The following is a 15,691-nucleotide window of genomic DNA, read 5'->3' on the forward strand; positions in this document are numbered from 1 at the left end:
GCTTCTCGGCCAGGCCCTCCCCCGGCCGTCGACACGGGGTCTTCACTCGTTTGGGTGGTACACCAATCTGGGGCCGCCCCGGCGGCGAATGCCTCACGTGAAGAAGTTCAGCAAGGAGCGACTGACACGCGGTGGACTCGGCGCGGTGTCCGGCCTGTTGGCGGCGTTCGCCGCCCTCGGGGTGGCGGAGGTCGTCGCCGGGGTGGTGCGGCCGCAGGCCGGGCCGGTGCTCGCGGTGGGCGGGGCGGCGATCGACCGTACCCCCGCCGCCGTGAAGGACTGGGCGATCCGGTCGTTCGGCAGCGACGACAAGCTGATGCTGCAGCTGGGCATCCTCCTCGTCCTGGGCGCCCTGGCCGTCGCGTTGGGACTGCTGGGCCTTCGGCACCGGCCGGCGGGAGCGATCGGCGTTCTCCTGTTCGGTGTCGTCGGTGCGGTGGCGGCACTGACCCGGCCGGACACCGGCGGTGTACCGGATGTGCTGCCGTCCTTGGCGGGAGCGGCAGCCGGGGGCTCGCTGCTGTACGTCCTCACCGGGCGCCTGACCCTCGCGTCCGGCCCTGCGCCGGATACCGCTGGGGCTCCCGGGTGGGACCGGCGTGGTTTCCTGACGGCCGCGGCTGCCGCTGCCGCCGCTTCCACCGCCGCCGGAGCGCTCGGGCGGGGTCTGGCCGCGTCCAATGGCAAGGAGGCGGCGGCATCCCGTGCGGCCGTCGTGCTGCCCGCGCCCGCGTCGCCCGCGACCCCGGTGCCACGCGGGGCGGCACTGCGCATCCCCGGCGTCAGCCCGTTCGTCACGTCCAACCAGGACTTCTACCGGGTGGACACCGCACTGGTGGTGCCGAAGGTGGACGCCGACCGGTGGCGGTTGCGTCTCCACGGGAAGGGCGTCGCCGCGCCGCTCGACCTGACCTTCCGGGACCTGTTGCGACGGGAGCTGATCGAACGGGACATCACGCTGACCTGCGTCTCCAACGAGGTCGGCGGGCCGTACGTCGGCAATGCCCGGTGGATCGGGGCGCCTCTGGACGACCTGCTGCGTGAGGCGGGTGTGCGACCCCCGTCCCAGGGCGGTCCGGCGGATCAACTGGTGTCCCGGTCGGTGGACGGGATGACCATCGGGACTCCGGTCGAGGACGTGATGGACGGCCGCGACGCGATGCTCGCGGTCGGCATGAACGGTGAACCGCTGCCGCTCGAGCACGGCTTCCCGGTCCGCATGGTCGTTCCCGGCCTGTACGGATACGTCTCGGCGTGCAAATGGATCCAGGACATCGAACTGACCACCTTCGACGCCTACGACCCGTACTGGGTGAGACGGAACTGGGCACGCGAGGCCCCCGTCAAGACCCAGGCCCGCATCGACACGCCCAAGCCGTTCGCCCGCCCGAAGGCCGGGACGGTGACCGTCGCGGGTGTCGCCTGGGCTCAGCACCGGGGCATCGACCGCGTCGAGATACAGGTCGACGACGGACCGTGGCAGGACGCCGACCTCGCCGCCCAGGCAGGTCCCGACACATGGCGCTTGTGGTCCTGGTCCTGGAAGGCAATCCCGGGATCCCACACTCTCACCGTCCGTGCCACTGACGGCGCCGGCCGGGTCCAGACCGCCGATCGTGCCCGCACCGTCCCCGACGGGGCCGGCGGCCGGCATTCGGTGGTGATCACCGTGGACTGACCAAGTGGCCGTTGACGCCCGCCCCGCAACCCGTCGGCCGGTCGGGCCGGCACTCCCCAGAAGCAGCAAGCAGCAAGCAGCAAGCAGCAAGCAGCCAAGGAGAAACCTGATGAACACCCTGCGCCTTCGTCGTGCCGCCATCGCGGCGACCGCTGCCGCCGTACTGCCGTTCGCACTGACCGCCTGCGGCGACGACGGCAAGGACAACGCCTCCGACACCTCCTCCAGCACTGCCCCGTCCAACGCGGCCGAGGACGGCTCCGCGAGTGACGACCCTGGTGACTCGATGGCCATGGACAAGCCCTTCGGCACCGCGTGTTCCGCGGTGCCCCAGGACGGCGCCGGCAGCTTCGGCGGAATGGCCAAGGACCCCGTGGCGACGGCCGCGTCCAACAACCCGGCCCTGTCCACGCTGGTGGCGGCCGTGAAGAAGGCCGGTCTGGTGGACACCCTGAACAACGCCCAGGGCATCACCGTCTTCGCGCCCACCAACGATGCCTTCGCGAAGATCCCCAAGGCCGACCTCGACAAGGTCCTCAACGACAAGGCCACCCTCACCAAGATCCTGACCTACCACGTCGTCGGACAGAAGATCGCGCCCGCTCAACTGGCGAACGGCTCTTTCGCGACCCTGGAGAAGGGCAAGGTGACCACCTCCGGCACCGGTGAGGACTACGTCGTCAACGACACCTCGCGTGTGGTGTGCGGCAACGTCTCCACCGCCAACGCCACCGTCTACATCGTCGACACGGTCCTGATGCCGAAGTAACGGGCGGCCGGGCCGGTCATGACGTCGGCCGGCCCGGAAGGACACAGAAGACCGGGCCCGGGGAAGGACGACGGCTGTGTGCGTCCAGGGGCCCGCACACACCTTCCCCGGCGCCCGTTCCGCCTCTTTCGACGGCAAGGACGACCTGGTCCGGCGCCTGCATCGAGGCGGCGGACCAGGAGATCAGGGACCGGATCACCGCCGCCGAGGCGGGAATCGGCTCGCCTTCCGACTTCCTCGCCGCCGTCGCGTACGGCATCGGCGAGGAGGTCTGCGGTTCCGGGTTCCGGGGCGGTCCGTTCATCAACGCCACGGCCGAGTACCCGGACCGCGAGAGCCCGGTCCACCAGGCGGTGCCGCGGCACCGCCTGATTCCGGCACCACGCGAGGCGTCCCGGCCTCCTCCCACGGGTGGGGAAGAGGCCGGGACGCCGGGGTGGATCAGCGGGTGGTCGCCGCGGCCTTCTCGATGAGGCGCGTCACGGCCCCGGGGTCGGTCACGTGGACGGCGTGCGGGCCGTCGACCTCGATGGTGCGGGCGTGGGCGCGCGCCGCCATGAACCGCTCGGCGGCCGGGGGTATCGTCCGGTCGGCGCGGGCGACGAGGTACCAGGAGGGGATGGTCTTCCAGGCCGGAGCCTCCGCCGAGGGCTCGCCGACCGCCTGCGCGGTGATGGGGCGCTGCGTGGCGGCGAGTGCGGCGGCCTTGCTCCTGCTGACGCGGTTGCTCAGGAAGACGTCGCGGAACTTGTCGGGCTTGATGTAGAGGTCCACCCCGGTGCCGCCGTCGGCCTGGGTGAAGGGGACGGCGTTCAGGGCGGTGGGCACGGGAGCGTTCGGGTCGTCGCTGAGGTGGCTGCCGGGGAACCTGCCCACCAGGTCGGCGATGCTCTCGCCCTTGTCGGGAGCGAATGCGGCGACGTAGACGAGGGCCTTGACGTTGTCATTGCCGGTGGCGGCACCGGTGATGACGGCGCCGCCGTAGGAGTGGCCGACCAGGACCACCGGACCCTTGATCGTCTTGAGGTAGTCGGCCAGGTAGGCGGCGTCGCTGCCCAGGCCGCGCAGCGGGGTCGCGGGGGCGGCGACCGGGTAGCCGTCCGCCTGCAGGCGCTTGGCGACACCGGTCCAGCCGGCGGAGTCCGCCCAGGCGCCGTGGACGAGGACGACGGTCGGCTTGGGCGCGGGCTTGCCCGCCGGCTTCCCGTGCCCGTCCTGGGTGGCGGAAGCGGTCGTGGCCAGTCCGGCGGCCAGGGCGAGGCCCACCGCGCCGACGACGGCGAGACGGACACGGCGGACGGGGCGGCGGTGAGACATCGTTTCTCCAACGGTGACGCGGGGCAGCGGCTGAACTCGATAGATAGAACGTTCTATCTACCGAGAATCTAATGCGGAGTCGTCCCCGAAGGCAACGCGGTGCGGTGAGCGCTGGGTCACATCACGGAGAGTGCGTGTTCCTCCGGCGGGGAATGCGACCGGACGTCGCGGCCTGCGCTCTGCCACCGGCCGGTCAGCCGGCACCGATCTCGTCGTCGGCGATCCAGTTCCCGTGGAAGCCGAAGGGCACGCGACGGGGCAGGTGCACCCTGGCGACCGGGGCGGCGGTGATGTCGGCCGCGTCGAGCACGACCAGTTCGGCCCGGTTCACGCCCGCGTCGTGGACGACCGAGAGGATCCAGCCGTCGTCCTCGCCCGCGACGTCCGGGCGCGGCACGAAGGCGGGTTCCATGGTGACCCGGCCCGGCCCGTGGTCGTGCGTCGTGGTCTCCCCGGTGCGGGTGTCGACCTTGACCAGCGGTCCCGCGCCGAACCCCTCGGTGCGGCTGCGTTCCACATCGTCGGTGATCATCAGTCCGTGCGCGCCGAAACCGGCGAACCATCCGTAGCGGTGCGGGCGACCGGTCAACGCGCGGTCGATGCGGGGGAATTCGACACGGTACTCGCTGATCGCCTCTTCGTTGACGGTGCCCAGGGCGGGATTCACCGTCCAGCGCACCAGCGTCGGCTCGGCGTCGCCGGGCCCCAGCACATCGCGGGCGAACATCTCGTCGTACCGGATGACGTCCATGGTCAGCGAGCCGTCGGCGTCGTCGAAGGCGTTGAGGACGTGGAAGACGAAGCAGAGCGGCGTCTCGACCCAGCGGACCTGGTCGGCCGTCCCGCCGACGGGCAGGACTCCGAGCCGCGGAGTGTGCCGGTCGTCCCAGGTGTACGGCAGGTTGGAGACCGGTTCACCGGCCCGCGCGCGCCGCTTGGCGGCGGCCACGGTGACCGGGAGGTCGAGCACCACGACGCGGGTCTCGGTCAGCGCCATGTCGTGGACCATCGGCCCGTCGGCGGCCTCGATGTCGGCGGAGTGCCTGGCCGTGCCGTCGGCGCCGATGACGACGTACCGGACGGACCCGAAGCGCGGGTTGTAGGTCATGGCGTGCATGTCGCCGGTCGCGGGGTCGGTCTTCGGGTGGGCGGTGAAGCCGCGGCTGAGTGCTCCCTCGCAGTCCCAGACGGCCATCGGGGCGAGATCGGGGCAGATCTGCACCGGCGGGCTGCCGGCCTCCACGAGGGTGAGGATGCGTCCGGCGTGGCTCACGACGTTGGTGTTCGGCGAACCGCGCTCGCTCGTGACGAACCGGCTGCGGTACCACTCGGCCTCGCCGTCGCGCAGCCGGATGCCGTGCACCAGCCCGGCTCCGGTGAACCAGTGGTGGGTGGCCGGGTCCGCGTCGCCCCGCGGGTTCGGTCCGATGCGCAGGTAGCGGCCGTTCAGATCGCACGGCAGCTCGCCTGTGACGGGCAGGCCGGTGGCGGTCACTTCCTCTGCCAGGGGCGCGTAGTTGCCTTCGAGGTAGCGGTTCGCCTGATCCGCTCCGCTCATCGCGCCGCCTTCCCGTCGGGGCCGTCCTGCTCTGTGCCGGCGGGACGGAGGGCCTGCTCGGACCAGACGGTCTTGCCGCACTTCGCGTAGCGGGCGCCCCACCGTTCCGCGACCTGGGCGATCAGGAAGAGGCCGCGGCCGCCTTCGTCGGTCGTCCGGGCGTGCCGCATGTGGGGGGAGGTGCTGCTGCCGTCGAAGACCTCGCAGCTGAGCGTGCGGTCGCGGATGAGGCGCAGCCGGACGGGGTCAGAACCATAGCGGATGGCGTTGGTGACCAGCTCGCTGACGACCAGCTCCGTGGTGAAGGCGAGGTCCTCCAGTCCCCAGGAGGCCAGTTGCCGGGCCGCCTTGGACCGGGCCGACGCGACGGCCGCGGGGTCCTTGGGGATGTCCCAGCACGCGACGTGCTCCTCCCCCAGGGCGCCCGTCCGGGCCAGGAGGAGCGCCACGTCGTCGGCCGGCCCGCGGTCCGCGAGGCCGGTGACGGCGGCCTCGCACTGTTCCTCCAGCGGTGCCCCGGGAGTGGCGAGGGCGTCGAACAGGTGCCGGAGGCCGCGGTCCGTGTCGAGCGAGGGGCTCCGGATCAGGCCGTCGGTGTAGAGGGCGAGGACGCTCCCTTCCGGTACCGGGAAGCAGGCGGACTCGAAGGGCAGACCTCCGAGTCCGAGGGTCTGGACGGCGGCGCGGAGGCGTCCCATGGTGGCGGCGGCGTGGATGCCGTGGCCGACGACGTCACCGACGACGAGGGCGACACGGGCTCCGGAGAGCGGCAGGACGTCGAACCAGTCGCCGCCCACGCCGGCTTCCGCGTCGGCGGGCAGGTAGCGGTAGGCCGCCTCGACGGCGTTCTGCGCCGGCAGGTCCACCGGGAGCAGGCTGCACTGGAGGGCCAGTGCGGCTGCGTGTTCGTGGCTGTAGCGGCGGGCGTTGTCGATGCAGACCGCGGCGTGCGCGGCCAGTTCCTCCGCGAGGTCCACGTCGGCGGGCTCGAACGGCCCGGAGTCCCGTGAGCGCCCGAACGTGGCCGCTCCCAGGGTGGTGCCGCGCGAGCGGATGGGCACGGTCATCAGGGAGTGGATGCCGAGGCGGCGCTCGTGCGCGCCGCGGACCGGATCGTCGGCGGTCCGGCGGGGGTCGGCGGGGTCCACGTGGGAGATGAGCGACGGTACGCCGCCGGCGATCGCACGAGCGGTGGGCGACCGCGCAGGATACGCGCAGGGCCCGCCCGGCGGGACGGGCGGCGGGACGTCGCCGCGGGTGGAGCGGTAACCGGCCGAGCGGAGCGTCGCGGCGGTGGCGGCGCTGACCGGGCCCGGCGGTGCCTCCTTGCCGCGCAGGACCGCGTCGAGGAGGTCGACGGTGACGTGGTCGGCGAGCCCGGGGACGGCGGCGTCGGCCAACTCCTGGGCGGCGTCGGCGACGTCGAGGGTGTTGCCCATGCTCTTGCGGGCCTCGTTCAGGAGCGTCAGCTTGTGCTGGGCGCGGTGGAGGTCGGTGGTGGACAGGACGATGTAGCAGGCGCCGAGGGGTCGCCCGTCCTCGGCTTCCAGGCGAAAGCACGAGGTGGAGTAGGCCACTTGGTCGGGGTCCGCGAGGACGCGCCCGAGGTACTTGCGGCCCGAGGAGGGAATCCCGGTCTCCAGGACCCGGCATATCTCGGCCTGGGTGCGCTCCACGTCCAGTCCGGGCAGGACGTCCGCCGGGAGCCGGCCGAGGAACCGCTCCCGGGGGACCCCGCACATGTGCTGCATGGCGTCGTTGACCCAGGTGAAGCGCAGTCGGGTGTCGAGTACGGCCATGCCGACGGGGGCGGTGGAGGTGATCCCCTCCAGCAGGGAGCGGCCGGCCCGGGACCACCAGGTACGGGTGGTGTCGGCCGCGAGGATCAGGCGCATGGCCGGCCCGCCCGGGCTGTGGACGGGCAGGATCTCGACCTCCAGGTCGAGGCGGCGGCCGTCCGCGCGGCGTACGACCTGACGGCCCTCCCATCCCCGCTCCGATCCGAGCCGTCCCGCGAGACCGGGCGCGCCTTCCCCGGGGTCCCCCGCCTCAGGATCCGCTGCACCCATGGGTGGGAGGACGTCGGTCAGGAGCCTGCCCACCGCTTCGCGGGCCGGACAGCCCAGAAGTGCCGTGGCCCCCTCGTCCCATCCCCGGATCACGGCGGCATCGTCGACCACGATCACGGCCGTCGCCGGACCGAGGGGGGTACCTGCCGCTGTGGGCGGATGTCTCGTGGGAGCACCCATGCCGGCCATCCCTTACGGCTGCGGTCCCGGCTCGGACGCACCGCTCCCATCCGGATACCGGGCTGTTTCCACAGTAACCGGGGCAAGGTCGTACGACCTGCCCTTCGCCCGCCCCGCCGGCGACGACCGGGCCGGGGACGGCCGGTGCCACGCCCGCGGCCCTTCCCGAGGTGGGGACGGAGCGGCGGTGAACCACGGGGCGGGGTCGTCCGTCATACCCACGGTCGGCGAGTCCCGAGGGGGTGGTGCGTGTGAAGCCCGCGCGTGTGGTGCGGTGGCCGGCTGCGGCGGGCGCCGTGGTCGCTGTGATCGTCGGATGCGGCACCGCGACAGGCGGCGCGGGGCCGCCAGGACCGCCGGCGCCCCCATCGGTGCTCCGCGACGACGCCGCGCTCTCGGGGGCGGCCGACGAAGTGCACGGCATCGTCCGTTCCCGTTATGAGGACTGGTACGCGGGCACTGTCCTGGATCACCGTCGCGGCGTGCTGACCGTCTACCGCAGGCCGGGAAGCGGCCTGGACGAGGCCGTTCGTTCCCGGGTGTCCGGGGTGGAGCTGGTGTTCAAGGACGCGGCGATGTCGGAGAGGGCCATGCTGGCCCTGGTCCGGAGGATCATGGCCGACGCCGGGTACTGGCGGGACCGGGGCATCCTCGTCACCGGGGCCGGACCGCTGGCGGACGGCTCGGCGGTCGCGGTGACCACCCGGGCGGGCGCGGCGGAAGAAGCGGTGCGGCTGTCCCAGCACTACGGCAGCCGTGTCGTGGTCGAGCGCGGGAGCGCGGTCGCGGTCCCCGCGCCACGTCTCACACCGCCGCCGCAGGGCCCGGCGGCCTCCCCGGGCGTCACACAACCGTGAGCTGTCCGGTCTCAAGGTATGCAGGCCGGCCCGGGGCCGGAAGTCCGTGCCGGTGCCTGGTCGGCCTGCACCCAGGCACGGGGGCCGGCGGGTCCGCGTCTCGCGGGCCGCGCCCGCCCTCGTCCGAGCCGCCGGACGCCCGCCCCACGGCGGTGGGGCGGGCGTCCGGTTCTGACCGGGATCGACTGCGATACCTCCGGGCGTCCCTGTGCTCGGTGCGCCGTGGCCGGCCGACCGGCTCAGGAAGTCCGGCAGCTCAGCGGAACTACGCCATGGACGCCGGCAGCACGAGCTCCGGGGCGAGCCGCACATGCGGACATGTGAGGGCGCCGGCCGCGCGTGCCGCCTGGTGGGGCTTGGCGATCCGGTCGAAGAGCAGGTTCACTGCCGTCAGACCCGTCTCCTGGTGGGGGGCGCGGACAGCCGTGACGGGTGCCCCGGCCAGTGGTGCCCATGCGCCAGCGTCGTAGCCGATGACGGCGACGTCCAGGGAATCCTGTGTACCGGGCCCGGCGGCGAAGACCCGGGTCGTACCGACCGCCAGGCTGCCGTTGGTGCAGTAGAGGGCGTCCGGGCGTTCTTCCTGCGGCCTTTGAGCGATGGCCTCGGCGCACGCGATTCCCGCGTTCAGTGACCCGTCGGCCGCACGGATGACCTCCAGGGCGATGCCGGGTGCGGCGCCGAGCGCGCCGACCGCACCGCGGAGTTGGTCCTGGACGTGCCAGGCGCCGAGGTCATCCGACACGAAACCGAGCCGCCTCCGGCCCTGCCCGACGAGGTGCTCCACCGCGATGCGGCCTGCGAGTGCGTGGTCCGTGGAGACGGATGCCTGAGTGGTCGATGTCGCCGGGCGGGTGATGACCACACTGGGGATGCCGTGGGCGCGGATCCTGGAGAGTTCGGGTTCGACGTCTCCGACGGGCGCGATGATGATGCCCGCCACGCGTTGCTGTGCGAACAGCCGCAGATAGGACCGTTCGCCCTCTTCGGTGCTCCCATTCGCCATGAGGAGGTGCATGCCCTCATGCGCGATCCGCCGCTCGATGGCGTGGGTGGTCTCGGATGCCCCCGCGCTGACGAGGTCAGCCGCGATGTATCCGATCACGGGATTCGTTCCGGTGCGCAGCGTGCGGGCCGCGTGGTTCGGGACGAATCCGAGGGCTTCCACCGCCTGGCGAACGCGTTCGCGGGTGGCGCCGGTGAGTTTGCCGGGGTGGTGGAAGAAGTTCGAGACCGTCGAGGCGGACACGCCGGCTGCGGCGGCCACGTCGCGGATGGTCGTCTGGCTCAGCCGGTTCTCCCGGGTCTCGAGGCGGTGGTCTGGGGTCGGCGGGGCGTCGCGGGCGGTGGACGGAGGCGTCCGGTTCCGCCGGCGGCACTCCGGCGGGACCGCATGAGGCTCGTCGCGCTTCACCAGGGCGTGGCCTCATGCGGTTCCGGCGGTACGGCGGTCCGGTTTCCGGTGGCTACCGCGCCGGGTGTACGTCCCGTGCGACGAAGACGTACGTTCCCGAAGGCACGTGGTAGACCGCCCGGTCGCCCTCGACGCGCCGGAAGGTCGCCCCCTTCGGGACGTCGTGCGGTGCGCGGCCGCCCTTGGGGACCCGGACTTCGGCGGTGGTGTTCGGGGGCACGTCGACCTTCAGCCGGAAGGTGCCCTTCTTCAGGGTCCATTCGGAGGCGACCCGTCCTTGGGGGGTCTGGTAGCTGCCTGCGACGTGGGTGAGGTCTCCGACGATGCGCGGGTCGATGACCAGGTACCGGTAGCCGGCGGTGCCGCGGGCCTGACGGATGCCGGCCAGTCCGCTGTGGAACCACTCCTCGATCTGCAGGAGGATCATGTGGTTCTTGGAGTTGCCCATGTCCCACTGCTCCGGGTGGGTGGTGAGCCCCTGCGGGTTCGCGGTGGTCGGTGCCATGAAGAACCCGTAACTCGGCCGGGTGTCTTCCTGCAGCGCGTCCCACAGGACGTCGTCGCGGCCCCCGTCCATCAGGGCCCGGACGATCGGGGCGAGGCCGATGGTGCCGCCGCTGAAGTGCGGGCCGCCGCCGAACGGCTGGAAGGCGTGGACGAGTTCGACCAGCGCGTCCAGCACTCGCCGGCGTTCGCCCTCGGGGACCAGGCCTTCGTCGAGGGCGAGGGCCTGGGCGGCCTGGGAGGCACCTGTGGTGCCCGCGTCGCCCTGGGCGGTGTAGCGGCCGAGGGCCGTGTTGTAGAAGGCGTCGTTGAACGCGGTCTTGATGTTGGAGGCGAGGCTCCGGTATTCGAGGGCGTCGGCGTGGCGGCCGAGGAGGTCGGCCATCTTCGCCATGCGGTCGGCGATCTGGTGGTAGCCCCACGTTCCCGTGATACGGCCCGAGGTGTTCTCGGCGGCGATCCAGTCGGCAAGGGCGGCGTCCACGATGTAGGCGTCGGCGCCCGTGCCCGCCTTCTGCGTCCGGATGTAGTCCATGAACGCCTGCATCTGCGGGTAGTACCGCGCCATGGTCTGGGTGTCGCCGTAGACCTCGTAGAGGAACCACGGCACGAGGATGATCCCGTTGCCCCAGTTGATCTCGTCGCCGAACCGGCCGGTGTAGCCCCAGTCGTACACGGGTGCCTTGAGGGCGACGTTGCCGATGTTGTCGCCTGCCTTGGACTGGCCCTCGGCCAGGTGGCGCTCCATGGTGCGCAGGTACGCGTTGTAGCCGAAGTTGCGGTGCAGGGACCCGAAGGGCTGGAGGTAGTCCGCGGGGTAGGCCAGCTTCTCCCGGCCGGGGCAGTCGGTGAAGGTGGACATCATGTTGCTCATGATCGAGTACCGCGACATGCGGTGGATCCGGTTGACGCGGTCGTTGGAGGTCGTGACGGTGCCCGCGGTGGGGGTGGCCGCGTGGAGCTGCAGGCCGGTGATGGTCTCGGCGGTCGGGGTGTAGCCCTCGGGCAGGCCGGTCACCTGGACCCACTGCATGCCGAAGTAGTTGAAGCGGGGGTGCCACGTCTCGCCGTGCCGGTTGCCGCGGGTGGTGTAGGTGGCGAACACATTGGTGCCGCGGCTGCTGCCGCCGCCCATGATGGAGGCCTGGTTGACGGTGCCGTCCGCGGCAAGCGACTCGGCAGGCTTCATGGTGATGGTCGTTCCTGCCGGGACCTTCCCGTCCACGGCGAGCTCCGGCCAGCCGGCGATGTTCTGCCCCAAGTCAAAGACCCACACCCCCGGGGTCGGCTGGGTGATGCCGACGGGGTGGATCCGGTCGGTGACCTTCACCGGCTCGCCGACGCGCCACACGAGCTCGGTCGTCAGGTTCGGGGGCGGCGCGATGCCCGCGCGTGCCCATCCGGCGGCGCTGCCGTCGCGGCGCGTGGCCGTGGGAGACAGGTCGGCACCGGGGGCGTTCCATCCGGGCTGTTCGCGGCGGGCGTCGTAGTCGGACCCGGAGTACCAGTTGTCGGTGGTGGTCGGGCCGAGGGAGGTCTTCCAGGAGTGGTCGGTGACGATCGTCTGGACCGAGCCGTCGGCCTTGGTCACCTCCAGGCGGGCGATCAGCCGGGGGGAGACGGCGGCCCCGGCGCTGGGGTCGGTGCCGGCCAGGGAGTTCCCCGAGCCGGTGACGGTCACGGCGGCCGCGTGCTGCTTGGTCAGGGCCGGAGTGAAGGTGATGCCGGTCCCGTCGGCGCCGGCCGTGCCGATGTCGGTGATCGTGCGCGGCTCCAGGCGGTCGCCGCCGTCGCCGGTGTCGATGTTGATCGTGCCGCCCACGTGGTAGCCGCTCACGCTGCTCAACTGGACCGCGGTGTCCCCGGGTGCGGCGGGGGCGGCCAGGGTGCCGTTGCCCTTGAACTGGCTCTGCCACCAGCCGTAGGGCGCGGTGCGGCCGGTGGCCGGGTTGGTGACGGAGCGGGTGACCAGGGCCTGGCCGTGGCCCACTTCGACGCCGAGGGTGTTGGCTCCGGAGCGGATGAGGCGGGTGACGTCGTACGCGCGGTATTCGACGGACAGCTGGTAGTTGGAGCTTCCCGGTGCGAGGACCTCGTCGGTGACGGCCCGTCCGTTGAGGCTGGCCTCGTGGAGACCGGCCCCGGCGATGTACAGGCGCGCCTGGACGACCTTGCCGCCCTGCCGGTTGTCGACGTCGAAGGCGCGGGCGAAGATCGGCAGAGGGTCGCCGACCTGCCGGCCGGGGTACTCGATCCACTGGGCCGGGTCCCAGTCGGTGCGCTTGAGCAGCCCCATCTCCCAGGTGGCGGGGCTGCTCCACGGCGTCACCTCGCCTCGGGTGTCCCACAGGCGCACCTGCCAGACGACGCTCTGGCGGGACCCGAGGGCCTTTCCGCGCCAGGGGATGTCGGTCTGGGCGTCGGAGAGGACCTTGCCGGAGTCCCACAGGTGGCGCCCGCGGTCCAGGTCCGCGGGGGTGGCTGCCGCGCGTACCTGGTAGGCCTTCTGGGTCCAGTTCGCCGGGGCGCCGGTGACCTGCCAGCCCAGGCGGGGAGAGGGGTCGTCGACGCCCAGGGGCTCGTCGGTGCGGCCGTCGATGCTGAGGTGTCCGACGGTCGCTTTGCCGCCGTGCGTACGGGAGGTGGTGGCGGCCGCGGGGCTGGTGACCCCGATCGGGAGGGCGAGTCCTCCCGCCCCGGCCACCATGATCCCTACGACGTGTCGGCGGCTGAGACCGCGCGGTGCTTCGGACATCGGCAAACTCCTGTCGATCAAGGCATGTCACAGGTGGTGCGCGGCGGCCGGCGCTGCTCGGTGAGGAGTCGCCTCCGGCCACCGCGTCGTGCGGAGCAGGGCGGCCGGCCCGATGCCGGACCGGCAGAAGCCTGGTCCCCGCGCGCATGGGGAGGAGCGCGCGGAGACCGGGCTGTGGGGTGTCAGCCGCGGCTGACGGTGATGTCGTACGTGCCGCCGGGAACGGTGAGCTGGGCGTAGCCGTCGGCGATGGTGCCCTGGTAGGCGTCGCAGCTTCCTGCCGTGCAGACGGTGCGGCCGTTGACGGTGACGGTGGCCTGGGCGGTGACCGGCACAGCGATCGTGCCGCTCGTGCCGGTCGGGGTCCCGGCGTGCAGGGTGAAGGCCGAGGAGTCGGACTGCCACTGAACGGCGATGTCGCCCGCGCTGGTGGGGACGGAGCCCTGGGCCCACTCGAGGTTGCCGGTGTGGGGCTTGATGCTCCAGGTGGCGTAGCCGGGGTTCACGGGGGTCACGCCGAGGACCTGCTCGGTGAGCTGGACGGTCGGTGAGGCCGCCCAGCCATGGGCGAGGCTGGCGGTGGCGCGGTTCACGCCGCCGTTGCTGTTCTTGAACTCCCAGAACGCGCCGGTGTAGAGCGGGTTGCTCCTGTCGACCATCGGGCCCCAGGTACGGCGCATCAGGTCGAAGGCACCAGTGGCGTCACCGACAGCGAAGCGTCCGGCGGTCTCCATGCCGTTGCCGAACGGCTCGATGGTGTGGCCGGTCGGGTCGACCAGCCCCGGCCCCATGATCGCGCCATATGAAGTCCACAGTGTCTTCAGCGCGTTGAGCACACTGGTGCGCCGGTCGGCCGGGACGAAGCCGTACTGCAGGGCGAGTGCGTTGGCGTCCTCGACGAGCACATTGGGCTTGGCGCTGCTCTGGCCGTAGGCGCCCAGTTGCGTGCTCCAGAGGCGGGTGTTGACGGCCTGCTTGATCGACTCCGCCTTGGCGTCATTCGCGGTGGCGTTGCTCGCGGAGCCGACCTGCCTCTCCAGCCAGGCCATCTCCTTGAGCAGGATGTAGTAGTCGATGCTGTACTTGGTGACCTCGCCGCTCTGACTGGCCTGCCAGTAGTCACGGTCGTTCGACGCGACCAGACGGTTGGCGGTCAGGAACCGGTCGTTGTAGGCGAGCTCCGCACGCAGGTCGGACAGGACGCTCGTGATGTAGTTCCGGTCCCCGGTGTACCGGTAGTAGTCGATCGCGGCGCGTGCGCCGTAGCCCGAGTAGTTGTTGGAGTAGAACAGGGGCGATCCGGCCGGGTTGCTGCCCTTGCTGAAGTCCGGCGAGCCGGGGATGGCCCCGTCGGAGCGCTGGGCGGCCAGCAGCACGTTCAGGGACGACTTGACGTAGTCGGCGCCCGCGTCGCCGAGAGTGGAGATCGCGGTCGGTCCCTGGACCAGAAGATCGCCGGTCCAGATGCTGCGGTCGCGCTTGGCGCCGTCGTAGATCCGCTTGTCCGCCAGGCCGTTCAGCCCGGCCGGCTTCAGGTTCAGCTGCAGCGTGTACGCGCCGGAGTACCACATCCTGTTGAGCTGGTCGTCGCTGGACATGAACCAGCCCTTGTAGTCCGCGGCGGTGGCCCGGACGCCCTGGAAGGTGACCCCTGCCGCGGAGAGCGAGACGCTGCCCGGCGAGGTCAGAGTGAGCAGGACGAAGCGGAAGCCGCCGTGGTAGGAGCCGGAGGTCCGGCCCGTTCCCGTGGGCCGCAGCGTGTCGATGCCGCCGACGCCCGCCAGGCCGCGGGACTCGTCCGAGCTCGGCGCTCCCGGGGCACCGACCGCCCTGGTTTGCGTTGTCAGGCTCCGGGTCAGGGCGGGCGTGACGGTGACCCGCCTGGTGGAGGTGTCGAACGCGGTGATGGTCCGGGCCTGGGCGGTCGTGCCGGTGCCGAAGGTGATCGTGTTGCCGACTTCGAGGTTCGCCGTCGACGCGACGGTGACCTGCGTGGCCCCGGAGGAAGCCGCGGCGGACACGGTGGTCGACGCAGGCGTGCGGATGTACTGGCGGGCCTCTGCGGTGGCCAGCGACAGGGTGGGGCTGCCGGTGCGGGCGGTGACGTCGATGTAGGGAGTGCCGGCGACGTTCTTGCCGAAGTCCAGGAGGACCGACGCCGGGGCGCCGCCGGCTGCCGTTGTCAGGGTCGTCGCGCTGCCCTGACCCGTGACCAGGGTGTTCGGGTTGGTCACGCTGCCCCGGGTTTCCACATCGGCCGGGAGTACCTGCGCGGTGGCCGGACCCAGTACATAGGACTGCCAGTCGGGGTTCTGCGGGGGCGCGGCCTCGGCTTGCACCGCGGCGGAACCCATGGTGGTCAGCAGCGCCACGGCCGCGATCACGCGTGAGCGTCTGAAGGTGCGGAGGAACCCGCCCCTGCGGTTGCGTCTGTTCAGCACGATGGTGTGGTCTCCCTCGAAGAGGCGTTCGGGAACGCGGGGCTGAGCGGCCGGGGCTACCGCCCCGGCCGTGGGGACTGTCAGCGCTGATCGAGTGGTGCCGGCGGGGCCTGGTCTCCGCGCGCATGGGGAGGAGCGCGCGGAGACCG

Annotated in this window: 9 protein-coding genes; 3 read left to right on the forward strand and 6 right to left on the reverse strand. The window is 71.8% G+C overall.

The window, feature by feature from the left end:
* The first annotated feature begins 88 nt into the window (after positions 1–88).
* Both CHF15_RS24535 and CHF15_RS24540 read left to right on the forward strand, forming a co-directional pair.
* Positions 89–1,678, forward strand: a complete 1,590-nt coding sequence (locus CHF15_RS24535; protein ID WP_089226037.1) for a molybdopterin-dependent oxidoreductase — start codon at positions 89–91, stop codon at positions 1,676–1,678.
* Between the two features lie 109 nt (positions 1,679–1,787).
* Positions 1,788–2,447 (forward strand): fasciclin domain-containing protein, encoded by a 660-nt coding sequence (locus tag CHF15_RS24540; protein WP_089226038.1) that lies wholly within the window; start codon positions 1,788–1,790, stop codon positions 2,445–2,447.
* 441 nt (positions 2,448–2,888) lie between these two features.
* On the opposite strand, the gene CHF15_RS24545 is transcribed toward CHF15_RS24540, so the two are convergent.
* The 3 genes from CHF15_RS24545 to CHF15_RS46440 all read right to left on the reverse strand — a co-directional run bounded on the left by CHF15_RS24545 (position 2,889) and on the right by CHF15_RS46440 (position 7,571).
* Positions 2,889–3,764, reverse strand: a complete 876-nt coding sequence (locus tag CHF15_RS24545; protein WP_089226039.1) for an alpha/beta fold hydrolase — start codon at positions 3,762–3,764, stop codon at positions 2,889–2,891.
* Positions 3,765–3,957: 193 nt separating this feature from the next.
* Positions 3,958–5,322 carry a carotenoid oxygenase family protein gene (locus tag CHF15_RS24550; protein ID WP_089226040.1) on the reverse strand — a complete coding sequence of 455 codons (1,365 nt, stop codon included), beginning with the start codon at positions 5,320–5,322 and terminating at the stop codon, positions 3,958–3,960.
* Complete coding sequence (locus CHF15_RS46440) at positions 5,319–7,571, reverse strand: SpoIIE family protein phosphatase (protein ID WP_089226041.1); 2,253 nt, start codon at positions 7,569–7,571, stop codon at positions 5,319–5,321. Before CHF15_RS46440 ends, CHF15_RS24550 begins: the two co-directional genes overlap by 4 nt.
* 371 nt (positions 7,572–7,942) lie before the next feature.
* Between CHF15_RS46440 and CHF15_RS24560 the strand changes: the two genes are divergently transcribed.
* Positions 7,943–8,428, forward strand: a complete 486-nt coding sequence (locus CHF15_RS24560; RefSeq protein WP_089226042.1) for a hypothetical protein — start codon at positions 7,943–7,945, stop codon at positions 8,426–8,428.
* Positions 8,429–8,693: 265 nt separating this feature from the next.
* On the opposite strand, the gene CHF15_RS24565 is transcribed toward CHF15_RS24560, so the two are convergent.
* The 3 genes from CHF15_RS24565 to CHF15_RS24575 form a co-directional block, all read right to left on the reverse strand.
* Positions 8,694–9,695: a LacI family DNA-binding transcriptional regulator gene (locus CHF15_RS24565; RefSeq protein ID WP_143681631.1), complete on the reverse strand. Its 1,002-nt coding sequence runs from the start codon at positions 9,693–9,695 to the stop codon at positions 8,694–8,696.
* A gap of 199 nt (positions 9,696–9,894) precedes the next feature.
* Positions 9,895–13,101 carry an alpha-L-rhamnosidase gene (locus tag CHF15_RS24570; RefSeq protein WP_089226044.1) on the reverse strand — a complete coding sequence of 1,069 codons (3,207 nt, stop codon included), beginning with the start codon at positions 13,099–13,101 and terminating at the stop codon, positions 9,895–9,897.
* 182 nt (positions 13,102–13,283) lie between these two features.
* Positions 13,284–15,542 carry an alpha-L-rhamnosidase-related protein gene (locus CHF15_RS24575; RefSeq protein ID WP_220093324.1) on the reverse strand — a complete coding sequence of 753 codons (2,259 nt, stop codon included), beginning with the start codon at positions 15,540–15,542 and terminating at the stop codon, positions 13,284–13,286.
* Between the last annotated feature and the right edge of the window lie 149 nt (positions 15,543–15,691).

This window comes from Actinacidiphila glaucinigra (assembly GCF_900188405.1).
GTDB classification, from domain to species: Bacteria; Actinomycetota; Actinomycetes; order Streptomycetales; family Streptomycetaceae; genus Actinacidiphila; species Actinacidiphila glaucinigra.